Here is a 24,410-nt window from a genome sequence, read left to right on the forward strand (position 1 = left end):
ATTTGCTTAAGTTTGGCGCTCCGGCGCCCTGTAGTGGATGGCGCATAGCGCCGGCGAATAAGGTGTTAAGCCCCTGCCATGAAACCATCGCTAGTCTTGAGAATGGGCCAGCAGCTGACGATGACACCGCAGCTGCAACAGGCCATCCGCCTGCTCCAATTGTCGACCCTGGATCTGCAACAGGAAATCCAGGAGGCCCTGGAATCCAATCCGATGCTCGAACGCCAGGAAGAAGGCGACGACTTCGACAACTCCGATCCCCTGGCCGACAACGCCGAACAGAAGCCCAACACCGAGATCCAGGAACCCTCCTATCAGGAAACCGCCCCAACGGTGGATAACCTTGAGGACGGCGACTGGAGCGAGCGTATCCCCAACGAGCTTCCGGTCGATACGGCCTGGGAGGACGTTTACCAGACCAGTGCCAGCAGCCTGCCAACCAGCGATGACGACGAGTGGGATTTCACCACCCGCACCTCCGCTGGCGAAAGTCTGCAAAGTCACCTGCTGTGGCAATTGAACCTCGCACCGATGTCCGACACCGATCGACTGATCGCCGTGACCCTGATCGATTGCATCAACAATCAGGGCTACCTGGACGAAACCCTCGAGGAGATTCTTGAAGCGTTCGATCCGGAACTGGACATCGAACTGGACGAGATCGAAGCCGTCCTGCACCGCATCCAGCAATTCGAACCGGCAGGCATTGGCGCCCGCAACCTCAGTGAATGCCTGCTGCTGCAACTGCGTCAGCTATCGGCCAAGACCCCTTGGCTGGCTGAAGCGAAGCGCCTGGTCACCGACTACATCGACTTGCTCGGCAGCCGTGATTACAGCCAGTTGATGCGCCGCATGAAGCTCAAGGAAGACGAGCTGCGTCAGGTCATCGAACTGGTGCAGAGCCTCAACCCGCGTCCAGGCTCGCAGATCGAATCCACTGAAGCCGAGTATGTCGTCCCGGACGTCATCGTGCGCAAGGACAACGAGCGCTGGCTGGTCGAGCTGAATCAGGAGTCAGTGCCACGCCTGCGGGTAAACGCCCAGTACGCCGGTTTCGTGCGTCGCGCCGATACCAGCGCCGACAACACTTTCATGCGCAATCAGTTGCAGGAAGCTCGCTGGTTCATCAAAAGCCTGCAAAGCCGCAACGAAACCCTGATGAAAGTGGCCACCCAGATCGTCGAGCATCAGCGCGGCTTCCTGGAATACGGCGACGAAGCCATGAAGCCGCTGGTCCTGCATGACATCGCCGAAGCGGTCGGCATGCATGAATCGACGATTTCCCGGGTGACCACACAGAAATTCATGCATACCCCGCGCGGTATTTATGAACTGAAATACTTTTTCTCCAGCCACGTCAGCACCTCCGAAGGCGGTGAATGCTCGTCCACGGCGATCCGCGCGATCATCAAAAAACTGGTTGCGGCGGAAAATCAGAAAAAGCCGTTGAGTGACAGCAAGATCGCTGGTTTACTGGAGGCACAAGGCATTCAGGTGGCTCGCCGCACCGTCGCCAAGTACCGCGAGTCCTTAGGGATCGCGCCTTCGAGCGAACGCAAGCGGTTGATGTAAGCCACGTTACAGCGTTCCAGTGGCAGGCTATCCAGCCTGCCGCTTTATGCACTGGCAACGAAGGAGAAGCTGTATGCAAGTCAACATCAGTGGACACCAACTGGAAGTGACCCAACCTCTGCGTTCCTACATCGAGGAAAAACTCCAACGACTGGAACGACATTTCGACAAGATCACCAACGTGCAAGTCACGATGTGCGTCGAAAAGCTGAAGCAGAAAATCGAAGCCACCTTGCATATACCCGGCAGCGAAGTGGTCGCCAATGCGGAACATACCGATATGTACGCGGCGATCGACGCCTTGACCGACAAGCTGGATAAACAACTCAAAAAGCATAAGGAAAAGACCCAGAGCCTGCTCCAGGGCGCCACCGGTCGATAACCCCCCATTCCATGATCCGACTTGAAAGTATCCTGACCCCCGGCCGTTCCCTGGTGAACGTGCCGGGCGGCAGTAAAAAGAAAGCCCTCGAACAAATTGCCAACCTGATCGCCCGCGAAGTGCCGGATCTGGAGATGCAAGATGTCTTCGAGGCCCTGATCGCCCGTGAGAAACTCGGCTCTACCGGTTTCGGCAACGGCATCGCCATTCCTCACTGCCGCCTCAAGGGTTGCCAGTCGCCAATCAGCGCCTTGATGCACCTTGAAGCCCCTATCGATTTCGATGCCATCGACGGCGCCCCGGTTGACCTGCTGTTCGTTCTGCTGGTCCCGGAAGCGGCTACCGATGCCCATCTGGAGTTGCTGCGCCAGATCGCCAGCATGCTCGATCGCAAGGACGTGCGCGATAAGCTGCGCAGCGCTCCGAGCAACGAAGCCTTGTACCAGGTCGTACTGGACGAGCAAAACGGGCAGTAATCATGCGCTTGATCATCGTCAGTGGCCGTTCCGGCTCGGGTAAAAGTACCGCCCTGGATGTCCTTGAGGACAACGGTTACTACTGCATCGACAATCTGCCAGCTGGCCTGCTGCCAGAACTGGCCGAACGGGCGCTGATTCACACCGAACTGGCGCAGCCGCTGGTGGCCGTTTCAATCGATGCGCGTAACCTGCCGAGCCATCTGACCCGTTTTCCGGAACTGCTTGAAGATGTCCGCAGCAAGCATATCCAGTGCGATGTCTTGTATCTGGATGCTGACGAGGAGACGCTGCTCAAGCGTTTTTCCGAAACCCGCCGTCGCCATCCACTGAGCAACGCCAACCGCTCGCTGGCCGAGGCGATTCAGGATGAAACCGCCCTGCTCGGCCCTATCGCCGACCTCGCTGACCTGAAAATCAACACCACCCATCTGAACCTGTACCAGTTGCGCGACACCATCAAGCTGCGTTTGCTGAATCAGCCGGAGCCGGGCACCGCGTTCCTGGTCGAGTCATTCGGCTTCAAGCGCGGCATGCCGGTGGATGCGGACCTGGTGTTCGATGTGCGCTGCCTGCCCAATCCTTACTGGAAACCTGAGTTGCGTGCACAATCGGGTCTCGATGCGCCGGTGGCCGAGTATCTGGCAGCACAGCCCGAGGTGGAGGAAATGTTCCAGGACATCTTCACCTATCTGCACAAATGGTTGCCACGCTTCGCCGCGAGTAACCGCGCCTACGTCACCATTGCCATTGGCTGTACCGGCGGGCATCACCGCTCCGTCTACCTGACCGAACGCTTGGGTCAGGCCCTGCAGAAAACCCTGAAGAATGTCCAGGTTCGCCACCGCGACCTCACTTAAAGGATTCACACCGCGATGCCTGCTCTGGAAATCGAAATCATCAATAAACTGGGTTTGCATGCCCGAGCGTCGGCGAAGTTTGTCGGGGTTGCCGGCCAGTATCCCGATTGCACGATCCGAGTAGGCCGCACGCCGGAGACTACGGTTGATGGCAAAAGCATCATGGCGATGATGATGTTGGCGGCTGGCAAAGGCACCAAAATCTACTTGAGTACCGAAGGGCATCAGGAACAGGAAGCGCTGGATGCGCTGGTGGCGTTGATCAACAACTACTTCGACGAAGGTGGCTGATCGCCTGTGGCGAGGGAGCTTGCTCCCTCGCCACAATTCAACTCAACCCAGCGCTGTATCCATCACCATCATCAGACAAAACCCGATCAACAGGCCAAGACTGGCCAGTTTGTCGTGACCATTGCGTCGCGACTCGGGGATCACTTCGTGGGTCACCACCAGCAACATTGCCCCGGCCGCCAGCGCCAGACCTAACGGCAACAGCACCTGCGCCAGGCTCACCAGCCACGCACACAGCAGGGCAAAAACCGGCTCAACCAGACCCGACGACGCGCCGATCAAGAACGCCTTGACCCGCGACATTCCCGCCCCAGCCAGTACCAGCGCAATCACCAGACCTTCCGGCACATCCTGCAAGGCAATCCCCATGGCCAGACTATCGGCATCCGGCATGCCGCCGCCAGCGGAGACACCGACCGCCATGCCCTCCGGAATGTTATGAGCAATGATGGCGAACACGAACAGCCAGATCCGCGGCGGAATCACCGGCCGTTCGACCGTGCCCACGAGCATCTCCGGAGACGCACCAGCCAATTGCCGGTCGACCAGAAACAGCCCGAACGCACCGAGCATGATGCCGAAGCAGATCAAGCCGCTGGCGGCCCACGCTGTCAGGCCGAGGCTTTCAGCGGCGGCAATGCCCGGCACGATCAGCGAAAACGCCGTCGCTGCCAACATCACGCCAGCGCCAAAACCCAGCAATGTATCGCTGAGCGCCTGGGGCATGCGCCGAATCACCAGTACCGGGACCGCGCCGAGCGCCGTGCCGAGCGCGCAGATCGCCCCGCCTTGCAACGCCCGCGACAGCCTCGGTTCCAGATCCAGCCATTCCAGCCCGTGAGCGACCAGCAAGGTCATACCCGCCAGCAGCAAGAGCAAGCCCACCGCGTAACGAAACATACGCCCACTTCCGATCGCCAGTGTTTCAGTGCCCATAGTCAGCCTTGGATTGTTTTTATAGAAGACTTAAACCAGTGCGGCTTTGTAGCGCGCAGCCACTTCAGGCCAATTGATCACGTTGTAAAAGGCGTTGATGTATTCCGGACGACGGTTCTGGTAACGCAGGTAGTAGGCGTGCTCCCAGACATCGAGACCGAGAATTGGCGTGTTGCCGTTCATCAGTGGACTGTCCTGATTGCCGCTGCTTTCCACGATCAGTTTCTTCTGCGGGGTCACGCTGAGCCAGGCCCAACCGCTGCCGAAACGGGTCAGCGCGGCTTTGGTGAAGGCCTCTTTGAAACTGTCCAGACCACCCAGTTGTTCATCAATGGCCTTGGCCAGCGCGCCATCGGGCTTGCCGCCACCGCTTGGCACCATGACTTCCCAGAACAGCGAATGATTGGCATGACCGCCGCCCTGATTGATCACCGCCGCACGGAGTTTTTCCGGCAACTGCTGCACGCTGGAGACCAGTTTTTCCACCGGCCACTCGGCGTATTCAGTGCCTTCTACGGCGGCGTTGAGGTTGTTGATGTAAGTCTGGTGATGCTTGGTGTAGTGGATCTCCATGGTCTGCGCATCGATATGCGGTTCGAGGGCGTCGTAGGCGTAAGGCAAGGCAGGCAAAGTAAAAGCCATTTCAATGGACTCCATGGTGATGTGGGGCAGGCGCGCGACGCGCATTGCCGGTATCCGGGTGCAGCAGGCGCTGAGTGCGCGGGTATTCGCCGTGTTCGCTGATGAAGTTCAGTAATTCAACGTAGGTCTTGCTGCTCTGGCGCAGCGCCGCCTCACGCAGGGCCGGGCGTAGGCGCTCGTCCTGCATGGTCTGCAACAGCCGTTGGTGAATCGCGCAGAGATACTCGGCGCTCTCCTCGGGCTGATTCAGGCGCAGGTGCAGATCCGCCAGGTTGTGATGGGAGATGACGCAGGCCGCCACCGCTTCGTCGGCATCCGCCCAGCGCTCGAACAACACTTGCGCCAGGGCCAGGGCTTGCAGGTAAGCCTCGCGGGCGTCGATCAATTCGCCCAGCATGAAGCAGCGATTGGCCCGTTCGATCGTGCGTTTCCAGTGCTCCATGGTGAGCCTCCAAAGCGGTTGCGGGGTTTACACGCCGCCGGCAGTGAGCTTCTCGGGATTGAGTAGCTCTTCCAGTTGGCTGCGCGACAGGTCGGTATGTTCCAGGGCGACGTCAATCACCGGGCGGCCTTGTTTGTAGGCCTGCTTGGCGATTTCCGCGGCTTTCTGGTAGCCGATGATCGGGTTGAGCGCGGTGACCAGAATCGGGTTGCGCGACAGCGCTTCCTTGAGTCGCGACTCGTTGACCTTGAATGTCGCGATGGCCTTGTCACCAAGCAGACGGCTGGAGTTGGCCAGCAGTTCGATGCTGCTCAACAGGTTCTGGGCGATGATCGGCAGCATTACGTTCAACTCGAAATTGCCCGACTGACCGGCAATGGTGATCACCGAGTCGTTGCCGATCACTTGCGCAGCAACCATGGCAGTGGCTTCCGGGATCACCGGGTTGACCTTGCCCGGCATGATCGACGAGCCCGGTTGCAGGCCTTCCAATTCGATTTCACCGAGACCGGCGAGCGGGCCGGAGTTCATCCAACGCAGGTCGTTGGCGATTTTCATCAACGAAACGGCTATGGCCTTGAGCTGGCCAGAGACGGCGACGGCAGTGTCTTGTGAGCCGATCAGGGCGAACAGATCCTTGCCTTGAGTGAATTGCACGTGGGTCAATTGGCTGAGTTGACGGCTGAAACGTGCGGCGAACTCAGGATGCGCATTGATGCCGGTGCCGACGGCCGTGCCGCCCTGCGCCAGGGATTGCAGACTTGGCAGCAGGTCCTGCAAGTGGCCGATGTTGGCCTTGAGTTGCTGCGCCCAGCCGTTGAGCACCTGACTCATGCGCACCGGCATCGCGTCCATCAAGTGGGTGCGACCGGTTTTGACGTGATGATGCACCTGCTCGGCTTTGTGCTCGATGACTTGCACCAGGTGCAGCAGCGCTGGCAGCAATTGCTCGTGCAGGGCCAATGCCGCGCTGACGTGAATGGTGGTCGGGATGATGTCGTTGCTGCTTTGGCCGCAGTTGACGTGATCGTTGGCGTTGACTGGCTCGTCGAGCAGGCGACTGGCCAGGGTGGCGATCACTTCGTTGGCGTTCATGTTGGAACTGGTGCCGGAACCGGTCTGGAAGATATCCACCGGGAAATGCTGCATGAAGTCGCCTTCGAGCAGGCCCTGGGCGGCGTCGCTGATGGCTTTGCCCTGGGCGGCGCTGATCTGGTTGAGTTCGACGTTGGCCCGGGCGGCGGCCGCTTTAGCAAGAATCAGCGCACGAATGAATTGGGTCGGCATCGGCTTGCCGCTGATCGGGAAGTTATCCACTGCGCGCTGGGTTTGCGCGCCGTAGAGAGCGTCCACCGGCACCTGCAGTTCGCCCATGCTGTCGCGCTCAATACGTGTCTTGGTCATCTGAAAATCCTTGCACCAGTTCAATAAGAGGAATCGAGGGAAGCAACTCGCAGGTCGCCAGTTGCCAGGTGTAGCGCTGCCAGCGCTTGAGCCGGCACTTGCACAGGGACAGACGCTCCATTTCACGCAATGGGCGCCAGGCTTGGTCGAGACAGAAGCTGCGCCAGTGCCACGGCAAGGCGATGTCGGTGGCGGTGTCGAGCAGCAGACGGAAAGAGGTTTCAGCGATGGTCCACGGGGAAGTTGCCGTACAGCAGGCCAGATACCGCCCTTCGGCGAGGTAATGCTCGATCAGGCGCGGTTCGTCAGGATCCATCGCGCAACGGATCTGGCGACTCATCCAGCGCCAGTTTTCGAGGTACGGCTGCTCGTGCAAGGCAGAACTCATGATCCGGGCTCATTCGGTAATGAGATTTATTATTAGATGATAATGAGAACCAAAACAAGAGTGCCGAGCCATGCAGATTTCATTGTGGGAGCGAGCCTGCTCGCGAAGGCGTCGTGTCAGTCACCATGGAGATTGGCAGTTAAATCGCCTTCGCGAGCAGGCTCGCTCCCACAGGGTTTTGTGTGACACCAACGAAAAAGGCGCGCCATCCGATGAGATGGCGCGCCTTTTTGCTGAACGAAATCCGAAGCTTAGCTGCCCGCGACGGTCATCCGCTCGATCAACACCGAACCGGTGCGAATGTTGCTGCGCAGCTCAAGATCGTTACCCACGGCGACGATCTGTTTGAACATGTCGCGCATGTTGCCGGCGATGGTCACTTCCTGCACCGCGAACTGGATTTCACCGTTCTCGACCCAGAACCCCGCCGCCCCGCGCGAATAATCGCCGGTAACCATGTTCAAGCCATGGCCCATCAATTCGGTGACCAACAAGCCACGGCCCATACGCTTCAACAGTGCAGTCTGATCTTCGTCGCCATGGGTGACGAACAGGTTGTGCACGCCACCGGCGTTGGCAGTGCTCGGCATACCGAGCTTACGGCCGGAGTAAGTGCCGAGAATGTATGAAACCAACTCGCCCTTTTCGACGAACGGTTTGGCATAAGTCGCCAAGCCGTCACCGTCGTACGAAGCGCTGCCCATTGCACGCATCAAGTGTGGGCGCTCGTCGATGGTCAGCCATTCCGGGAACAGCTTCTGCCCCAGCGTGCCTTCCAGGAACGACGATTTGCGATACAGACTGCCTCCGGACACTGCCGAAAGGAAACTGCCAAACAATCCGCCCGCCAGCTCAGCGGAAAACAGCACCGGCACCTCGCATGTCGGCACCGGGCGCGCGCCCAAGCGGCTCGCCGCTCGTTGCGCGGCCTTCTGGCCAATGCTCACCGGATCGGCGAGCAATGTGCCCTGACGACTCACGTCATACCAGTAATCACGCTGCATCTGGCCATCGGCCTCGGCGATCATCACGCAGCTCAGGCTGTGCCGGGTCGACGCATACCCACCAATGAAACCGTGGCTGTTGCCATACACGCGGCAACCCTGATGGGTGCTGAGGGTAGTTCCATCGGCGTTCTTGATCCGCGCATCGGCGTCGAATGCCGCCGCTTCACAGAGCAATGCCTTCTCGATGGCTTGCTCCGGGGTGATGTCCCATTCGTGGAATAGATCGAAATCCTGCAGGTCCCTGGCCATTAGCGCTGCATCGGCCAGGCCCGAGGCTTCGTCTTCAGACGTGTGTTTGGCGATCGCCAGTGCGGCGGCGACTGTTTCGCGAATGGCATCCGGGCCAGTAGCCGAGGTGCTCGCAGAACCCTTTCGCTGACCGACATACAGCGTGATGCCAAAACCCTGATCACGGTTGAATTCGACCGTTTCGACTTCGCGCTGGCGCACCGAAGTCGACAGGCCCTGCTCCAGCGACACCGCGACTTCGCAGGCACTGGCGCCCTGACGCTTGGCTTCGGCGATGATCTGCTCGACCTGTTCCTGCAGTGCCGGCAATGCCTGCGGGCCGACGCTTTCAACTGCACTCATGCTCATCTCCACTCAAATTCTGCTTTCGGCTGGGGTCATCGAGCGACCGGGCCGGACAAGCGGCCCCCGACTGGTTATCATGGCGGCGTTTCTTTGCGGACTGCCACCCATGGTTGATTCTTACGACGACTCCCTCGATACGGGAGAAAAAAGCAAATCTCAGGTCAAACGCGAGCTGCATGCTCTGGTTGACCTCGGCGAGCGCCTGACCACACTCAAGCCCGACTTGATCGCTAAACTGCCGTTGACCGACGCTATGCGCCGGGCCCTGGCCGATGCGCCCAAGCACACCGCGAACATCGCGCGTAAACGGCACTTGCAGTTCATCGGCAAACTGATGCGCGATCAGGACACTGACGCGATTCTCACGTTGCTCGATCAACTCGATGCCTCGACTCGTCAGTACAACGAGCGTTTCCACAATCTCGAACGCTGGCGTGATCGCCTGATCGCAGGCGACGATGCCGTGCTGGAAAAATTCGTCGTCGAGTACCCGGACGCCGATCGCCAGCAACTGCGTTCCCTGATCCGTCAGGCTCAGCATGAGGTTGCGCAAAACAAACCTCCTGCTTCCAGCCGCAAGATCTTCAAGTACATCCGTGAACTGGACGAGACTCAACGCGGACTGCGTTGATATTCGTCACCGGGTGGTCGCCCTGTGCGCCACCCGCAGTTTCACCTTTCCTTATGCGCCCGTGCCACCCACGGTGATCGCATCGATTTTCAGCGTCGGCTGGCCAACACCCACCGGTACCGACTGCCCATCCTTGCCACACGTGCCCACGCCGCTGTCCAGCGCCAGATCGTTACCAACCATCGACACCCGGCTCATCGCCTCGGGGCCGTTGCCGATCAACGTCGCGCCTTTGACCGGCGCAGTGATCTTGCCATCTTCGATCAGGTACGCCTCGCTGGTGGAGAACACGAACTTGCCGCTGGTGATGTCGACCTGACCGCCACCAAGGTTGGCGCAGTAGATGCCCTTCTTCACCGAAGCGATGATTTCCGCCGGATCGCTTTCGCCACCCAGCATGTAGGTGTTGGTCATGCGCGGCATCGGCAGATGCGCGTAGGATTCACGGCGACCGTTACCGGTACGGGCCACGCCCATCAGACGCGCGTTGAGCTTGTCCTGCATGTAACCCTTGAGGACGCCGTTTTCAATCAGCGTGGTGCACTCGGTCGGCGTGCCTTCGTCGTCGACACTCAGCGAGCCGCGACGACCACTAAGGGTGCCGTCATCGACGATGGTGCAAAGCTTCGAGGCAACCATTTCGCCCATGCGCCCGCTGTAGGCCGAACTGCCCTTGCGGTTGAAGTCGCCTTCCAGACCATGACCGACCGCTTCGTGCAGCAGCACGCCCGACCAGCCTGAACCCAACACCACCGGCAAGGTACCGGCAGGTGCCGGAATCGCTTCGAGGTTCACCAGCGCCTGACGCAACGCTTCACGGGCGTAGCCCATGGCACGGTCTTCGGCGAGGAAATAACGGTAATCGGTACGCCCGCCGCCGCCATGCCCGCCGCGCTCGCGACGGCCATTCTGTTCAACGATGACGCTGACATTGAAGCGCACCAGCGGTCGCACGTCCGCCGCCAGGCCGCCGTCGGTGGACGCCACCAGAATTCGCTCCCAGACGCCGGCCATGCTCACGCTAACCTGCTGAATACGCGGATCAAGTGCGCGAGTGGCGACGTCGATGCGCTTGAGCAGTTCGACTTTCTCGGCACGGCTCAGCACTTCCAGCGGGTTGTCCGGCGCGTACAACTGCGCGACGTCCTGAGTGGTGAACGCCTGCACGGTGCCGTTCTGCCCGGCCCGGGAGATTGAACGCGCCGCACGCGCCGCGGCGCCCAAGGCTTCGAGGGTGATCGCATTACTGTAGGCAAAACCGGTTTTTTCACCGGACTGAGCACGCACACCGACACCCTGGTCGAGGTTGAAGCTGCCTTCCTTGACGATGCCGTCTTCCAACGCCCAGGACTCGGAGATCTGGCCTTGGAAATACAAGTCGGCGGCATCGATGCCCGGGCCCGCCAGATCGCCGAGCACGCCTTGCAGGCTCTCGATCGTCACGCCGCCGGGCGCCAAAAGGTGATCACTGACTGAGGACAACAACTCGCTCATGGTTTAGGCCTTAAATTCATGTTCTGAGGCAGGTCGCTGTGCGCCCTGCGAGAAAAACCGCCGATGACTCGTCACCGGCATCCGCGCCCTGATGGACGCTTGTTCATCGCTATCGCGTTCGGCCAACAACACCGCTTCGCCTTGATCCTGATGCGCCAGCACGCGCCCCCACGGGTCGACGATCGCCGCATGCCCGAAGGTTTCTCGCGGTCCCGGATGGGTGCCGCCCTGTGCTGCCGCCAACACATAACACTGAGTCTCGATGGCCCGCGCGCGGATCAGTACGTCCCAATGCGCCGCGCCCGTTACCGCGGTAAACGCCGACGGAGCGGTAATCAACTCGGCACCGGCAGCGCGCAATTCGCTATACAGCTCCGGAAAGCGCAGGTCATAACACACGGTCAGACCGACTTTGCCCACCGGGGTGTCCGCCACGACCACACCACTGCCATAAGCATAGTCATCGGATTCGCGGTAACGGCCGCGATTGTCCGCTACATCGACATCGAACAAGTGCAGCTTGTCATATCGCGCAACGGTTTCGCCCTGATCGTTGACCAGCAGCGAACAGGCGTGCGACTTGGCGTCGGGTTGATCGACCGGCGGCAACGGCAATGTGCCGGCGACTATCCATAACCTGAGGTCGCGGGCGGTCTGTTTCAACCATGGCAGGATCGGGCCTTCGCCAAGGGCCTCGGCACGGCCGATGGCGGCGATGTCGCGACGACCCATGGCGGCGAAGTTTTCCGGCAACACGGCCAGCTTCGCGCCGCTCGCTGCCGCTTGTTCAAGCAGGCGCCGGGCCTGAGCCAGATTGGCCAGCACATCGCTCTGGCTGACCATTTGAATCACCGCTAAAGACATAGCGAACTCCGCAAGAGATATGCGGCCATGCTACTCCATCGGTTCAGGGGCTGGCTGTTCAAAAAGGCTTGTCGAAGGTGATTTTCGGCTCTTTCCATGGGCCTTTGACGGTGTATTTCACACTGGCGAAGCGCGCCACACGGTCACCGATCAGCTTGTCGATCAGGAACAACGCGCCGCCTACCGCCGGAGCGCCAACAATCAGCGCAGCAATCGGCAGGTTGTTGGTCACCGGCAATGTCACCAGCAATTTGGCGTCGACCTGATCGCCGACCAGGTCCAGTGTGCCGTCCAGTTCCAGATTGCTCGACGGCCCGGTCAGGCGGATTGGTTCGCGCGTGACGTAAACGCCGTTGTTGGCCACCAGCAAACCTTTGACCCGGTCGTAGCTCAAGCCTTTGCCAAACAGATCGGAGAAGTCCAGGCGCAACCGGCGGCCGATGGAATTGAAGTTGAGCAGACCAAACACCCGCAATGCCTGCGCTCCACCTTCCACCTCAACAAACTGGCCTTTGCTCAGCGAGGCATCGAGGGTCCCGGAGAAGCGCTTGGTCGCCAGCCATGCCGGCGAGCCCGGCCAGCGGCCATCGACGTCCATATGGAATTCTTCGCTGGTCACGCTCGGCGCAAAGCCCCAACCCTTGAGCACATCGGCGAGGTTCTTGCCGCCAATCCGCCCTTTGAACCAGCTATTGGTCGCACCCGGCGCGCCTTCCCAGCCGCCGTTGCCCTGCAACAGGATGCCTTTGAGGCCCATATCGAGGTTGTTCAGGGCAATGCCTTTGGCGGTCGGCCGGACCTTGAGTGACCAGCCACCGACCAGATCCTGCCCCAGGAACAACTGGTTGATGGTGATATCCAGCGCCGGGATTTTTGTCGGATCGACCGACACCAACGGGTCAGGCGAATTCTCGTCGGCCTGCACCGTCGGATCCGGCGCCGGCAGTCGCACGGATTGCAGATTCACCACAATCGGCGCGTTCTTCGCGTCCGGCAGGCTGGCCGTACCTTTGGCCTGCTGGCTATCGAGCGCTAGATTCCACGCCCCCGGTTTGCGATTCAACTGGACCGAAGCCTGATCCAGCGTGGTGCCGAATGCGGTGAGTTTGCCGACCTTGAAGTCGGCACTGCTCAACAATTGCTTGGCACTGCCGCCCGGGTCCTGTCCGGCATATTTGTTGACCAGAGCCTGCCACGGCGCGACGTCCAGTTCCGACAACACACCACGAATGCGCAAGCCTTTGTTGCCAGGCAACACGGCTTCACCGGCACCGAGGAACAACTCACCACGACCGTCGGCGAAATTGCTTGGCGGCGCCGCGAAGGTGAAATTTGCCAGTTGATCGTAATTGACCCAGTAACGCCGCTCCTGTCCCTGCAGGGTCATGCGAAATATCGTGTCGCGCCCGACATCCGCCGCCATGCCGAACGGCGCCGGCAGATCGACAGCCACCCCTTTCATGCTGGAACTGACCATCAACTGACTGTCGGCGCCGTCCAGGTTCAACTGCAACTGGTAGGGAATCGTCCCGGACACCGGCAGCGGCTGGGTCACGCCGAGCCAGTCGGTGAGTTTCTTCACTTCGACCTGGCCCGATGCCGCCACTCGGGTCTTGAGTTTGTTAGCGCTGCCGTCAGCGAAGATTTGCGCGGTGACCGGTTTGTCGAATGCTCGGGCAGCGATGTTCTGCCCGCTCAGGCCCTTGGCACTGTCGAAGCGGAAATCACCTTTGAGCTGGGTCAATTCCAGTTTCGGCTCGGCCAGTTTCAGCCGCGCATTGGCGGTCTTGAAGTCGACAACGATCTTCGGCTGGTCACCGCCCTTGTCCAGCGGGATGTCCAGTTTCAGTTTACCTTGCAGATCACCCGCGCCTTCCCAGCCGGCAAAGGTTTCGCCCGTGCCGATCGGTGCATCCTGAAGAATTTTCAGGCCATCACCGAGACCGCCGGCAAACCCGCCGTCGAGATACATATGCGTATGTTGCCCGGCCGGCACATGGGGAATGTTGACGAAAACATCGCTGACCTGGGTATCGAGCAATTGGCCCTTGCTGGCCAGAATCCGTACGCCGCTGTCCTCGATGAACACATCGCCGCTGACCTTGCTCACGTGCGGCCAGCCTGGCTGGAAGGCCAGTTCGGCGTCATGCACCTTGAAGAACAGACTGATACTGCGATCCGCTTCCCCGGCGTTTTTGCTCAGCGAACCCTGATATTGGAAGAAGCCCTGATCCACGGCCCCCTGAAGGATGGCGGTGCGCAACCATTCATCCAGCGCCGGGCTCAACACCTGGGGCAAGTACTTGGCGGTGTAGCGTCCGTCGCCATCGACCAGGCCGACGCGCAGGTCCATGTAGTCTTCCTGGCTGTGGTCGAAATGCAGGCGGATCAGGAAGTCACCGGCAATCTTGCCTTCCTCGCCCAGCACTTTCAGATACGGCGCGATCAGGGTGAAGCCGTCTTTATCGAGTTTCCAGGTCAACCGGGCGTTGGCCTGAATGTACTGCCATGGCTTGGCGAAGATCGGATCGAGGTGCAGGACGAAGTCCTTGCTGTCCATGCGTAGCTCGCCGCCGTCGAGATTGCCTGTCAGGCTACCGCTGACATTTCGTGCCGCCGGGGCGCCGTGGTAGGCATCGAAACCGACATTGTCGAGGTTGGCCGCGAAGCCGAATTTGCTGCCATCCGTGGCGCTCGGACGGAAGTCCAGCAACACGTTGCGCAAACCGCCAGTGACCTTCAGACGCTCGACCGCTGTGGCAAACCCCTGCGGCAACGGCCCCAATGCATTGAGCAGCGGCGTAATCGGCGTCAGATCGAGACGATCCGCCTGCAAATGCCAGAGTTCGTCGGCCTTGTCGGTGGCGAGGGTCTGCTGCACCTGGACTCGCGACTCCCAGCGGGTGTCGCCAAAGTTCATCGCCAGCGAATCAAGGGTGACTTTCACGCCATTGGCGCTGTTCTCGTAGTAGGCGTTGAGCGCCAGATTGTTGATCTGGATCGGCTTGCGCTCGCCGTAGGCGCCGGTCAGTTGCGGTGCATTCAGGCGCAGCGCCGCGCTTTGCAGCGCACCGTCAGACCAGTTCACCCACAGCTCGCCGCCGGCCTTGATCTCGGAGAAATTCCATTGTTGGGTCAGGCGTTCCGGCAGCCACTTTGACCAGTCACTTTGCGGCAGGCTGGCGTAGCCCTCCACTGAGCTGTCCTGCCACTGCTTGGGGCGAATTCGCGTGCGCAGATTCAGCGCAACGGGTTGGCCGTCGGGCAGGGTCAAACGCGCGTCGAGACGTTGACGACTTGCACCGGTTTTCAGATTGAGGCCGACATAAGTGAGCGTCATCGCCGGGTGATCCAGCGGCTGCAAAGTCACCTGACTGTCGAGCACCGACAGTTGCTGAATCATTTGCGAGCGATTGAACAGCTGCTCCGGATCGAGCGGCTGGTCCTTCTGCACCGGCAGCCCCTCCAGCGCCCAACTGCCATCCTCGGCTTCCTTGAGGCTGATTTTCAGGCCATTGAGTTCCAGATGGGCAATGCGTACTTCACGAGCCAACAGGCTGGACCACAGATCCGGCACGACACGCACCCGATCCAGACGCAAGGCATTGGCGCCATCACCGACCATGACGTCATGGGCCAGCAGGATCGGTGCAAAACCGCTCCAGTTACCTTCCAGTTCACCGATCTGCAACGGCATGCCGAGGGCGGCACTGGCCTTGTCTTCAATTTCGGCGCGGTATTCGGCCACCAGCGGGGTCAGCTCGCGCCCCAGACTGACGTACAACGCCATCAACACCAGAACCAACGCGCACAGGCCCAGCCCCCAGCGGGTGAGTGCGGCCAAAATGCGTGTCAGACGGTCCATGTCAGTTGGCTCCCATGGCATGAGTACTGCGAAAAGCTGAGGCCAGCCGCGGTGGAAAAAGGATGACGCAGGGGATCAGAGCAACACCACGTCATATTGTTCCTGGGAATACATGGTTTCCACCTGGAAGCGTATGGTGCGCCCGATAAACCCTTCAAGCTCGGCAACGTTACCGGACTCTTCATCCAGCAAACGGTCGACAACTTTCTGGTTCGCCAACACGCGATAACCCTCCGCCTGATAGGCCCGGGCCTCGCGAAGGATCTCGCGGAAAATCTCGTAACAGATGGTTTCTGCGGTTTTCAGCTTGCCGCGCCCCTGGCAACTGCTGCACGGCTCGCACAGCACTTGTTCAAGGCTTTCGCGGGTACGCTTGCGAGTCATCTGCACCAGGCCCAACTCGGTGATGCCGATGATGTTGGTCTTGGCGTGATCGCGTTCCAGCTGTTTCTCCAGCGTACGCAGCACCTGGCGCTGGTGCTCCTCATCTTCCATGTCGATGAAGTCGATGATGATGATCCCGCCCAGATTGCGCAGGCGCATCTGCCGGGCAATCGCGGTTGCCGCCTCGAGATTGGTCTTGAAAATGGTTTCTTCAAGATTGCGATGACCGACGAACGCCCCGGTATTGACGTCGATGGTGGTCATGGCTTCTGCCGGATCGACCACCAGGTAGCCACCGGATTTCAGCGGCACCTTGCGTTCCAGGGCTTTCTGGATTTCGTCTTCGACACCATACAGATCAAAAATCGGTCGCTCGCCGGGGTAGTGCTCCAGACGATCGGCGATTTCCGGCATCAGTTCGGCGACGAACTGCGTGGTTTTCTGGAAGGTTTCCCGGGAATCGATGCGGATCTTCTCGATTTTCGGATTGACCAGGTCGCGCAATGTGCGCAGGGCCAGACCGAGGTCTTCATAGATCACGCTCGGCGCCGAAATGGTCTTGATCTGTTCGTTGATCTGATCCCACAGGCGCCGCAGGTAGCGGATGTCCATGAGGATTTCATCGGCTCCCGCGCCCTCGGCAGCGGTACGCAGAATAAAGCCGCCGGCCTCTTTGATGCCTTCTTTGGCCACGCAATCGCTGACGACCTGCTTGAGGCGTTCGCGCTCGGCTTCGTCTTCGATTTTCAGGGAAATGCCGACGTGGGCGGTGCGCGGCATGTACACCAGATAACGCGACGGGATCGACAACTGCGTGGTCAGCCGTGCGCCTTTGGAACCGATCGGATCCTTGGTGACTTGCACTACCAGACTCTGACCTTCGTGCACCAGCGCGCTGATGCTTTCCACCGCCGGGCCTTCGCGCAGAGATATTTCGGCAGCGTGAATGAACGCCGCACGATCAAGGCCGATGTCGACAAACGCCGCCTGCATACCCGGCAGCACCCGGACAATCTTGCCTTTATAGATGTTGCCGACGATCCCGCGTTTTTGCGTGCGCTCGACATGGACTTCTTGCAGCACACCGTTTTCGACCACCGCCACGCGCGACTCCATCGGCGTGATGTTGATCAGAATCTCTTCACTCATGGCAGGATCTCGTTCAGGCATGTTCACGATAATGGCCGCATCTTGTTCGTACGACGCCTATTGCGCGTTCAGGTTTTGCCAACAGGGTATGCCGAAATGGCCCAACAGTTCTGCGGTTTCGCAAACAGGCAAGCCGACCACCGCCGAATAGCTGCCATTGAGGCCCGCGACAAACACCGCGCCGAGTCCCTGAATGCCATAGCCACCGGCCTTGTCCCGGGGTTCGCCACTGGCCCAATAGGCTGCCGCTTCTTCACGGCTGATCGGGCGGAACCGCACCAGACTGCGCACTACCCGTGATTCGCAGCGCTCGCCCTCGAGCACGGCAATCGCGGTCAGCACTTCATGCTCCTTGCCGGACAACATCATCAGCATGGCGCATGCATCGGCTTCGTCCACCGGTTTGCCAAGAATTTTGCCTTCGAGCACCACCGCCGTGTCGGCGCCCAGCACACAGAATGCCTGGTCGGACACGATCGTGCGTCGCCCGGCCTCGGCCTTTCCGCGCGCGAGGCGTTCGACATAGGCCGATGGCGATTCTTCAGGAAGTGGGGTTTCATCGATGTCCGCGCTGATGGCGGAAAAAGCCACGCCGATCTGCGTGAGCAACTCACGGCGACGCGGCGATCCAGAGGCGAGGTAAAGCGGCTTCATCAAAACATCTCCCTGTTCAGTGCCCTGCTTCACCGGATCAATTGATTTTGTAGCGGCGGCGCAATCCACGCAAAGCGAAGCTGACCCAAGGCCAGAGCAAGGCGCTGACCAGTGCCGGCAGCACCAGTGCCAGGGTCGGCTGGCGGTTGCCGGTCAAGGCACTGAGCCACAACTGCACCAGTTGCGCGAGTCCGAAGATCACCAGGATCACCAGACATTGCTGCCAGATCGGAAACATGCGCAGACGCTGTTGCAACGACAGGACCAGGAAGGTGATCAGTGTCAGGATCAGTGCGTTCTGCCCAAGCAGCGTGCCGTACAGCACGTCTTCCGCCAGGCCCAGGCAAAACGCCGTCACCATGCCAACCGTCTGCGGCATGTACAGCGCCCAGAAAGTCAGCAGCAAGGCGAGCCACAGCGGGCGCAGGATTTCCATGAATTGCGGCAGCGGCGAGACGCTGAGCAGCATGCCGATGGCAAACGTCAGCCAGACGATCCAGCCGTTTCGCGATGCGGTAGCCCCGACCATTATTCTTGTCTCCCAGTGGTAGCAGGCGCGGTGACCGGCGGTTTCGCCGCAGGTCGTGCAGCAGGCTGGGCAGCCGGAGGCTTGGCGGCCGCCGGAGTGGTTGCCGGTGGTTTTGCAGCAGCGGCTGGCTTGCTTGCAACGGGTTTGGCCGGTGTGGCGCTGGCGGCAGGTGCAGCCGGGGTGGCTGCGGCGGCAGGTGTAGCGGCAGCCGGTGGCGTCACAACTTTAGGCACGGTGGTCGGAATCACCGGGCCGCCACCAAAGGCATCAAGATTTTCCTGAGCTTGCGCGGCAGCGTTGGCGCGCTCTTCGGCGGTGCGATTGTCGCTGAACACCAGCAGCAGATAACGGCTGCGGTTCAACGCAGCGGTCGGCACGGCACGAACGATCGCGAAGGGCTGGCCGGAATCATGAATGACTTCCTTGACTGTCGCCACCGGGTAACCGGCCGGGAAGCGCTGGCCGAGACCGGAGCTGACCAGCAGATCGCCTTCCTTGATGTCGGCAGTATCCGCGACGTGACGCAACTCCAGGCGTTCCGGGTTGCCGGTGCCGCTGGCAATCGCCCGCAGACCGTTACGGTTCACCTGTACCGGAATGCTGTGAGTGGTGTCGGTCAACAGCAACACCCGGGAGGTGTACGGCATCAACTCGACCACCTGGCCCATCAGGCCACGCGCATCGAGCACCGGCTGACCGAGGACCACACCGTCGCGCTCACCTTTATTGATGATGATGCGATGGGTGAAGGGGTTGGGGTCCATGCCGATCAACTCGGCCACTTCGACCTTCTCGTTGACCAGCGCGGAGGAATTGAGCAACTCGCGCAGCCGGACGTTCTGCTCGGTGAGGGCGGCAAGCTTCTGCATGCGGCCCTGCAACAGCAGGTTCTCGGTCTTGAGTTTTTCGTTTTCGGCGACCAGCTCGGTGCGACTGCCGAACTGACTGGCAACGCCTTCCCACAAACGACCGGGCAAGTCGGTGATCCAGTAGGCGTCCATCAGCACCAGCGACATCTGGCTGCGTGCAGGCTTGAGCAGACTGAAGCGGGCATCGACCACCATCAGCGCAACCGACAACACGGCCAGCACCAACAGGCGGACGCCCAACGAAGGGCCCTTGGCGAAAAGCGGTTTAATAAGCCGCTCCTCCCAGGCAAATGTTCTGTTTATTCATACGGCATCAAACCGGCCTGGATGAAGACTGACAGAAGATAAACGCCAACAGGCAGCACTGCAAAGTGCTGCCTGCGCGCGCTCACCCACGTATTGCAACCCAGCACTTATTCGCTGGAGAGCAGATCCATGGTGTGCTTATCCATCATTTCCAATGCACGGCCACCGCCGCGAGCAACGCAAGTCAGCGGATCTTCGGCAACGATCACCGGCAGACCGGTTTCCTGAGCCAGCAACTTGTCGAGGTCACGCAGCAGCGCGCCACCACCGGTCAGCACCAGGCCACGCTCGGCGATGTCGGAAGCCAGTTCCGGCGGCGATTGCTCCAGGGCGCTTTTCACAGCCTGAACGATGGTAGCCAGAGACTCTTGCAGAGCTTCCAGCACTTCGTTGGAGTTCAGGGTGAATGCGCGTGGAACGCCTTCGGCCAGGTTGCGACCGCGAACGTCGACTTCGCGAACTTCGCCGCCCGGGTAGGCCGTGCCGATTTCCTGTTTGATGCGCTCGGCGGTCGATTCACCGATCAGGCTGCCGTAGTTACGGCGCACGTAGGTGATGATCGCTTCGTCGAAACGGTCGCCGCCAACGCGTACGGATTCGGCGTAGACCACACCGTTCAGGGAGATCAGCGCGATTTCAGTGGTACCACCACCGATATCCACGACCATCGAGCCGCGCGCTTCTTCTACCGGCAGGCCGGCACCGATCGCAGCCGCCATTGGCTCTTCGATCAGGAACACTTCACGGGCACCGGCACCCAGGGCCGATTCACGGATGGCACGACGCTCAACCTGGGTGGATTTGCATGGAACGCAGATCAGCACACGAGGGCTAGGCTGCAGAAAGCTGTTTTCGTGAACCTTGTTAATAAAGTATTGCAGCATCTTTTCGCAGACGCTGAAGTCGGCGATCACGCCGTCCTTCATCGGACGAATGGCAGCAATGTTGCCCGGCGTACGGCCGAGCATGCGCTTGGCCTCGGTGCCGACAGCGACGACACTTTTCTGGTTACCGTGTGTCCGAATGGCCACAACCGATGGCTCATTCAGGACGATACCGCGCTCGCGCACGTAAATAAGGGTGTTGGCAGTGCCCAGGTCAATGGAAAGATCGCTGGAAAACATGCCACGCAGTTTCTTGAACATGGGAAAGGGACCCTAGGCAACGCGTGGGTAAAAAAGTGCGGCAAACTCTAACAACGACAGGGATTTTGGGCAAGGCGCCAATATGTTAAATTGGCCGCTTTTCTGTGCACCAAGCCCCACAATCGCGGCCTTATGACCGTAGAAGTGCGGTAGTGTTCCGACAATCTAACACACGGACGCCGTCCGTTCTGTTTTCCACTGGAGAATCCCGATGGCGCTAGAACGCTCCGACGTGGAAAAAATCGCTCATCTGGCCTGCCTTGGCCTTAATGATGCCGATCTTCCGCACATTACTTCCGCCCTCAACAGCATTCTCGGGCTGGTCGACGAAATGCAGGCCGTCAATACCGACGGTATCGAGCCTTTGGCCCACCCGCTGGAAGCCAGTCAGCGCCTGCGCGCCGACGTTGTGACCGAAAGCAATCATCGCGAGGCCTATCAGTCCATCGCACCAGCGGTCGAAAACGGCCTGTATCTGGTTCCGAAAGTCATCGACTAAAGGGAAAGAGCCTGCAATGCATCAAATGACTCTGGCCGAGATCGCCCGCGGTCTCGCCGATAAAAAGTTTTCCTCCGAAGAGCTGACCAAAGTCCTGCTGGCGCGTATTACCCAGCTCGACCCGCAGCTCAACAGTTTCATCAGCCTCACCGAAGAGCTGGCCCTCGAGCAGGCGAAAGCCGCCGACGTGCGCCGGGCCAACGGTGAGAGCGGCGCGCTGCTCGGCGCGCCGATCGCTCACAAAGACTTGTTCTGCACCCAGGGCATTCGCACCAGCTGCGGCTCGAAGATGCTCGACAACTTCAAAGCCCCGTACGACGCCACCGTGGTCGCGAAGCTGGCTGCGGCCGGTGCCGTGACTTTGGGCAAGACCAACATGGACGAATTCGCCATGGGTTCGGCCAACGAGTCGAGCTGGTACGGCGCGGTGAAAAACCCGTGGAACCTGGAACACGTACCGGGCGGTTCGTCCGGCGGTTCGGCGGCGGCCGTTGCCGCTCGTCTGTTGCCAGCGGCCACTGCCACCGACACCGGCGGTTCGATTCGTCAGCCAGCGGCATTCACCAACCTGACTGGCCTGAAACCGACCTACGGTCGTGTTTCGCGCTGGGGCATGATCGCTTACGCCTCCAGCCTCGATCAGGGCGGTCCATTGGCACGCACGGCCGAAGACTGCGCAATTTTGTTGCAAGGTATGGCTGGCTTCGACCAGAACGACTCCACCAGCATCGATGAGCCGGTTCCGGATTACTCCGCCAGCCTCAACGAATCGCTGCAGGGCCTGCGCATCGGCGTGCCGAAGGAATACTTCAGCGCCGGTCTCGACCCGCGCATCGCCGAGCTGATCCAGAACAGCATTAAAGAGCTGCAGAAGCTCGGTGCCGTGATCAAGGAAATCAGCCTGCCGAACATGCAGCACGCGATCCCTGCGTACTACGTGATCGCCCCGGCAGAAGCCTCCTCGAACCTGTCGCGTTTCGACGGCGTGCGTTTCGGCCATCGCTGCGAGAACCCGGAAAACCTCATCGACCTGTACAAGCGCTCCCGTGGCGAAGGCTTCGGCCCGGAAGTACAGCGCCGGATCATGGTTGGTGCCTATGCGCTGTCCGCCGGTTACTACGACGCCTACTACCTGAAAGCGCAGAAGATCCGTCGCCTGGTGAAGAACGACTTCATGGCTGCCTTTAATGAAGTCGACATCATCCTCGGCCCAACCACGCCGAACCCGGCCTGGAAGCTCGGCGCGAAAAACAGCGATCCGGTCGCTGCCTATCTGGAAGACGTCTACACCATCACCGCCAACCTCGCGGGCCTGCCGGGCCTGTCGATGCCGGCCGGTTTTGTCGATGGTCTGCCGGTTGGCGTGCAGTTGCTCGCTCCGTATTTCCAGGAAGGTCGCCTGTTGAACGTTGCCCACCAGTATCAGTTGAACACTGACTGGCACACCCGCACCCCAACCGGCTTCTGAGGAGACACACATGCAATGGGAAGTCGTGATCGGGCTGGAGATTCACACTCAGCTCACCACCCGGTCGAAAATCTTTTCCGGTAGTTCCACCACGTTCGGCTCCGAGCCGAACACCCAGGCCAGCCTGATCGATCTGGGCATGCCTGGCGTTCTGCCGGTGTTGAACCAGGAAGCCGTGCGGATGGCGGTGATGTTCGGTCTGGCGATTGACGCCGAGATCGGTCAGCACAACGTGTTCGCCCGTAAAAACTACTTCTACCCGGATCTGCCGAAGGGCTACCAGATCAGCCAGATGGAATTGCCGATTGTTGGCAAGGGCCACCTGGACATCGCGCTGGAAGACGGCACAGTCAAACGTGTCGGCATCACCCGCGCGCACCTGGAAGAAGACGCCGGCAAGAGCCTGCACGAAGAGTTCAACGGTGCCACCGGCATCGACTTGAACCGTGCCGGCACGCCGCTGCTGGAAATCGTTTCCGAGCCGGACATGCGCAGCGCCAAGGAAGCCGTGGCTTACGTCAAGGCGATCCACGCGCTGGTGCGTTACCTGGGCATCTGCGACGGCAACATGGCCGAAGGCTCGCTGCGTTGCGACTGCAACGTGTCGATCCGTCCGAAAGGCCAGGTTGAGTTCGGCACGCGCTGCGAGATCAAGAACGTCAACTCGTTCCGCTTCATCGAGAAGGCGATCAACTCCGAGATCCAGCGTCAGATCGAGCTGATCGAAGACGGCGGCAAAGTGATCCAGCAGACCCGTCTGTACGATCCGAACAAGGACGAGACCCGTCCGATGCGTTCGAAAGAGGAAGCCAACGACTACCGTTACTTCCCCGATCCGGACCTGCTGCCGGTGGTCATCGAAGAGTCGTTCCTTGGCGAAGTGCGCGCCACCCTGCCGGAACTGCCACCACAGAAACGCGAGCGCTTCCAGAGCCAGTTCGGTCTGTCGGCCTACGACGCCAACGTGCTGGCCACGAGCCGTGAGCAAGCGGATTACTTCGAGAAAGTCGCAGCCATCGGCGGCGATGCCAAACTGGCGGCGAACTGGGTGATGGTCGAGTTGGGCAGCCTGCTCAACAAGCAAGGCCTGGACATCGACGAGTCGCCGGTTTCGGCTGAACTGTTGGGCGGCATGCTGCAGCGCATCAAGGACAACACCATCTCCGGCAAGATCGCCAAAGTGGTGTTCGAAGCGATGGCCAACGGCGAAGGCAGCGCGGACGAGATCATCGAGAAACGCGGTCTCAAGCAAGTGACTGACAGCGGCGCAATCTCGGCGGTGCTGGACGAAATGCTCGCGGCCAACGCCGAGCAAGTTGAACAATATCGTGCGGCGGATGAAGCCAAGCGCGGCAAGATGTTCGGCTTCTTTGTCGGTCAGGCGATGAAAGCGTCCAAAGGCAAGGCTAACCCGCAGCAAGTGAACGAACTGCTGAAAAGCAAGCTCGAAGGCTGATTCTAGCCCCGCGCCCGGGGATCGTTCCCACGCTCTGCGTGGGAATGCCGCCCCGGACGCTCCGCGTCCATTGCGGTGTGACGCAGAGCGTCACGGGATGCAT

At 60.2% G+C, this 24,410-nt stretch carries 23 protein-coding genes; 9 read left to right on the forward strand and 14 right to left on the reverse strand.

Annotated elements, in window-relative coordinates; translation table 11 throughout:
* Nucleotides 1–78: 78 nt before the first annotated feature.
* From AC3WMT_RS05990 to AC3WMT_RS06010, 5 genes are all read left to right on the forward strand, one after another.
* On the forward strand, nucleotides 79–1,572 hold the full coding sequence (locus AC3WMT_RS05990) for an RNA polymerase factor sigma-54 (protein ID WP_103303118.1): 1,494 nt from the start codon (nucleotides 79–81) through the stop codon (nucleotides 1,570–1,572).
* A gap of 73 nt (nucleotides 1,573–1,645) precedes the next feature.
* On the forward strand, nucleotides 1,646–1,954 hold the full coding sequence (gene hpf / locus AC3WMT_RS05995) for a ribosome hibernation-promoting factor, HPF/YfiA family (protein WP_008085073.1): 309 nt from the start codon (nucleotides 1,646–1,648) through the stop codon (nucleotides 1,952–1,954).
* Nucleotides 1,955–1,965: 11 nt separating this feature from the next.
* Nucleotides 1,966–2,430, forward strand: a complete 465-nt coding sequence (gene ptsN, locus AC3WMT_RS06000; RefSeq protein ID WP_103303119.1) for a PTS IIA-like nitrogen regulatory protein PtsN — start codon at nucleotides 1,966–1,968, stop codon at nucleotides 2,428–2,430.
* A gap of 2 nt (nucleotides 2,431–2,432) precedes the next feature.
* Complete coding sequence (gene rapZ / locus AC3WMT_RS06005) at nucleotides 2,433–3,290, forward strand: RNase adapter RapZ (protein ID WP_103303120.1); 858 nt, start codon at nucleotides 2,433–2,435, stop codon at nucleotides 3,288–3,290.
* 15 nt (nucleotides 3,291–3,305) lie between these two features.
* Nucleotides 3,306–3,581 (forward strand): HPr family phosphocarrier protein, encoded by a 276-nt coding sequence (locus AC3WMT_RS06010; protein ID WP_008085079.1) that lies wholly within the window; start codon nucleotides 3,306–3,308, stop codon nucleotides 3,579–3,581.
* A gap of 42 nt (nucleotides 3,582–3,623) precedes the next feature.
* On the opposite strand, the gene AC3WMT_RS06015 is transcribed toward AC3WMT_RS06010, so the two are convergent.
* The 6 genes from AC3WMT_RS06015 to pmbA all read right to left on the reverse strand — a co-directional run bounded on the left by AC3WMT_RS06015 (nucleotide 3,624) and on the right by pmbA (nucleotide 8,991).
* Nucleotides 3,624–4,517, reverse strand: a complete 894-nt coding sequence (locus AC3WMT_RS06015; RefSeq protein WP_103303121.1) for a ZIP family metal transporter — start codon at nucleotides 4,515–4,517, stop codon at nucleotides 3,624–3,626.
* A 30-nt stretch (nucleotides 4,518–4,547) separates the two neighbouring features.
* On the reverse strand, nucleotides 4,548–5,159 hold the full coding sequence (locus tag AC3WMT_RS06020) for a superoxide dismutase (RefSeq protein ID WP_103303122.1): 612 nt from the start codon (nucleotides 5,157–5,159) through the stop codon (nucleotides 4,548–4,550).
* 1 nt (nucleotide 5,160) lies between these two features.
* Nucleotides 5,161–5,601, reverse strand: coding sequence for a DUF2753 family protein (locus AC3WMT_RS06025; protein ID WP_007953590.1), 441 nt, complete (start codon nucleotides 5,599–5,601; stop codon nucleotides 5,161–5,163).
* A 27-nt stretch (nucleotides 5,602–5,628) separates the two neighbouring features.
* Nucleotides 5,629–7,005, reverse strand: coding sequence for a class II fumarate hydratase (locus AC3WMT_RS06030; protein WP_103303123.1), 1,377 nt, complete (start codon nucleotides 7,003–7,005; stop codon nucleotides 5,629–5,631).
* Nucleotides 6,986–7,393, reverse strand: coding sequence for a FagA protein (locus AC3WMT_RS06035; RefSeq protein WP_103303124.1), 408 nt, complete (start codon nucleotides 7,391–7,393; stop codon nucleotides 6,986–6,988). Before AC3WMT_RS06035 ends, AC3WMT_RS06030 begins: the two co-directional genes overlap by 20 nt.
* A 251-nt stretch (nucleotides 7,394–7,644) precedes the next feature.
* Nucleotides 7,645–8,991, reverse strand: coding sequence for a metalloprotease PmbA (pmbA, locus tag AC3WMT_RS06040; RefSeq protein ID WP_103303125.1), 1,347 nt, complete (start codon nucleotides 8,989–8,991; stop codon nucleotides 7,645–7,647).
* 109 nt (nucleotides 8,992–9,100) lie between these two features.
* Here pmbA and yjgA point away from each other — a divergent pair, with 109 nt between their 5' ends.
* On the forward strand, nucleotides 9,101–9,625 hold the full coding sequence (gene yjgA, locus AC3WMT_RS06045; protein ID WP_007915377.1) for a ribosome biogenesis factor YjgA: 525 nt from the start codon (nucleotides 9,101–9,103) through the stop codon (nucleotides 9,623–9,625).
* A gap of 51 nt (nucleotides 9,626–9,676) precedes the next feature.
* Here the strand turns inward: yjgA and tldD are convergent, their stop codons facing one another.
* The 8 genes from tldD to mreB form a co-directional block, all read right to left on the reverse strand.
* A complete protein-coding gene (gene tldD / locus AC3WMT_RS06050) occupies nucleotides 9,677–11,119 on the reverse strand; it encodes a metalloprotease TldD (RefSeq protein ID WP_034154473.1) in 1,443 nt (480 codons plus the stop codon).
* 3 nt (nucleotides 11,120–11,122) lie between these two features.
* Nucleotides 11,123–11,983: a carbon-nitrogen hydrolase family protein gene (locus AC3WMT_RS06055; RefSeq protein ID WP_103303126.1), complete on the reverse strand. Its 861-nt coding sequence runs from the start codon at nucleotides 11,981–11,983 to the stop codon at nucleotides 11,123–11,125.
* A gap of 58 nt (nucleotides 11,984–12,041) precedes the next feature.
* Nucleotides 12,042–15,848 (reverse strand): YhdP family protein, encoded by a 3,807-nt coding sequence (locus tag AC3WMT_RS06060; RefSeq protein ID WP_103303127.1) that lies wholly within the window; start codon nucleotides 15,846–15,848, stop codon nucleotides 12,042–12,044.
* Nucleotides 15,849–15,923: 75 nt separating this feature from the next.
* A complete protein-coding gene (rng, locus tag AC3WMT_RS06065) occupies nucleotides 15,924–17,381 on the reverse strand; it encodes a ribonuclease G (protein ID WP_034154470.1) in 1,458 nt (485 codons plus the stop codon).
* Between the two features lie 57 nt (nucleotides 17,382–17,438).
* The gene (locus AC3WMT_RS06070) at nucleotides 17,439–18,035 is read right to left on the reverse strand and encodes a Maf family protein (protein ID WP_103303128.1); all 597 of its coding nucleotides are present in this window, start codon (nucleotides 18,033–18,035) and stop codon (nucleotides 17,439–17,441) included.
* 37 nt (nucleotides 18,036–18,072) lie between these two features.
* Nucleotides 18,073–18,564, reverse strand: coding sequence for a rod shape-determining protein MreD (gene mreD, locus AC3WMT_RS06075; protein WP_103303129.1), 492 nt, complete (start codon nucleotides 18,562–18,564; stop codon nucleotides 18,073–18,075).
* Nucleotides 18,564–19,703 carry a rod shape-determining protein MreC gene (gene mreC / locus AC3WMT_RS06080; RefSeq protein ID WP_103303130.1) on the reverse strand — a complete coding sequence of 380 codons (1,140 nt, stop codon included), beginning with the start codon at nucleotides 19,701–19,703 and terminating at the stop codon, nucleotides 18,564–18,566. The genes mreD and mreC overlap by 1 nt, the downstream gene beginning before the upstream one ends.
* Nucleotides 19,704–19,846: 143 nt before the next feature.
* Nucleotides 19,847–20,884, reverse strand: a complete 1,038-nt coding sequence (mreB, locus tag AC3WMT_RS06085) for a rod shape-determining protein MreB (protein WP_002555108.1) — start codon at nucleotides 20,882–20,884, stop codon at nucleotides 19,847–19,849.
* A gap of 211 nt (nucleotides 20,885–21,095) precedes the next feature.
* On the opposite strand from mreB, the gene gatC reads away from it, so the two are divergent.
* From gatC to gatB, 3 genes are read left to right on the forward strand one after another with little or no spacing between them, the layout of a single operon-like run.
* Nucleotides 21,096–21,383 (forward strand): Asp-tRNA(Asn)/Glu-tRNA(Gln) amidotransferase subunit GatC, encoded by a 288-nt coding sequence (gene gatC / locus AC3WMT_RS06090; protein ID WP_007915356.1) that lies wholly within the window; start codon nucleotides 21,096–21,098, stop codon nucleotides 21,381–21,383.
* Nucleotides 21,384–21,399: 16 nt separating this feature from the next.
* Entirely contained in the window at nucleotides 21,400–22,851 is a 1,452-nt protein-coding gene (gene gatA / locus AC3WMT_RS06095) for an Asp-tRNA(Asn)/Glu-tRNA(Gln) amidotransferase subunit GatA (RefSeq protein WP_492577701.1), read from the forward strand.
* Nucleotides 22,852–22,861: 10 nt separating this feature from the next.
* Complete coding sequence (gene gatB, locus AC3WMT_RS06100; protein ID WP_007915352.1) at nucleotides 22,862–24,307, forward strand: Asp-tRNA(Asn)/Glu-tRNA(Gln) amidotransferase subunit GatB; 1,446 nt, start codon at nucleotides 22,862–22,864, stop codon at nucleotides 24,305–24,307.
* Nucleotides 24,308–24,410 lie beyond the last annotated feature (103 nt).

It is taken from the genome of Pseudomonas sp. FW305-7, from assembly GCF_058786735.1.

What these genes read in the sequence shown, in the direction of transcription:
- AC3WMT_RS05990 (WP_103303118.1), top strand. Translation starts at nt 79, where the DNA reads ATGAAACCATCGCTAGTCTTGAGAATGGGCCAGCAGCTGACGATGACA.
- hpf (WP_008085073.1), top strand. Translation starts at nt 1,646, where the DNA reads ATGCAAGTCAACATCAGTGGACACCAACTGGAAGTGACCCAACCTCTG.
- ptsN (WP_103303119.1), top strand. Translation starts at nt 1,966, where the DNA reads ATGATCCGACTTGAAAGTATCCTGACCCCCGGCCGTTCCCTGGTGAAC.
- rapZ (WP_103303120.1), top strand. Translation starts at nt 2,433, where the DNA reads ATGCGCTTGATCATCGTCAGTGGCCGTTCCGGCTCGGGTAAAAGTACC.
- AC3WMT_RS06010 (WP_008085079.1), top strand. Translation starts at nt 3,306, where the DNA reads ATGCCTGCTCTGGAAATCGAAATCATCAATAAACTGGGTTTGCATGCC.
- AC3WMT_RS06015 (WP_103303121.1), bottom strand. Translation starts at nt 4,517, where the DNA reads ATGGGCACTGAAACACTGGCGATCGGAAGTGGGCGTATGTTTCGTTAC.
- AC3WMT_RS06020 (WP_103303122.1), bottom strand. Translation starts at nt 5,159, where the DNA reads ATGGCTTTTACTTTGCCTGCCTTGCCTTACGCCTACGACGCCCTCGAA.
- AC3WMT_RS06025 (WP_007953590.1), bottom strand. Translation starts at nt 5,601, where the DNA reads ATGGAGCACTGGAAACGCACGATCGAACGGGCCAATCGCTGCTTCATG.
- AC3WMT_RS06030 (WP_103303123.1), bottom strand. Translation starts at nt 7,005, where the DNA reads ATGACCAAGACACGTATTGAGCGCGACAGCATGGGCGAACTGCAGGTG.
- AC3WMT_RS06035 (WP_103303124.1), bottom strand. Translation starts at nt 7,393, where the DNA reads ATGAGTTCTGCCTTGCACGAGCAGCCGTACCTCGAAAACTGGCGCTGG.
- pmbA (WP_103303125.1), bottom strand. Translation starts at nt 8,991, where the DNA reads ATGAGTGCAGTTGAAAGCGTCGGCCCGCAGGCATTGCCGGCACTGCAG.
- yjgA (WP_007915377.1), top strand. Translation starts at nt 9,101, where the DNA reads ATGGTTGATTCTTACGACGACTCCCTCGATACGGGAGAAAAAAGCAAA.
- tldD (WP_034154473.1), bottom strand. Translation starts at nt 11,119, where the DNA reads ATGAGCGAGTTGTTGTCCTCAGTCAGTGATCACCTTTTGGCGCCCGGC.
- AC3WMT_RS06055 (WP_103303126.1), bottom strand. Translation starts at nt 11,983, where the DNA reads ATGTCTTTAGCGGTGATTCAAATGGTCAGCCAGAGCGATGTGCTGGCC.
- AC3WMT_RS06060 (WP_103303127.1), bottom strand. Translation starts at nt 15,848, where the DNA reads ATGGACCGTCTGACACGCATTTTGGCCGCACTCACCCGCTGGGGGCTG.
- rng (WP_034154470.1), bottom strand. Translation starts at nt 17,381, where the DNA reads ATGAGTGAAGAGATTCTGATCAACATCACGCCGATGGAGTCGCGCGTG.
- AC3WMT_RS06070 (WP_103303128.1), bottom strand. Translation starts at nt 18,035, where the DNA reads ATGAAGCCGCTTTACCTCGCCTCTGGATCGCCGCGTCGCCGTGAGTTG.
- mreD (WP_103303129.1), bottom strand. Translation starts at nt 18,564, where the DNA reads ATGGTCGGGGCTACCGCATCGCGAAACGGCTGGATCGTCTGGCTGACG.
- mreB (WP_002555108.1), bottom strand. Translation starts at nt 20,884, where the DNA reads ATGTTCAAGAAACTGCGTGGCATGTTTTCCAGCGATCTTTCCATTGAC.
- gatC (WP_007915356.1), top strand. Translation starts at nt 21,096, where the DNA reads ATGGCGCTAGAACGCTCCGACGTGGAAAAAATCGCTCATCTGGCCTGC.
- gatA (WP_492577701.1), top strand. Translation starts at nt 21,400, where the DNA reads ATGCATCAAATGACTCTGGCCGAGATCGCCCGCGGTCTCGCCGATAAA.
- gatB (WP_007915352.1), top strand. Translation starts at nt 22,862, where the DNA reads ATGCAATGGGAAGTCGTGATCGGGCTGGAGATTCACACTCAGCTCACC.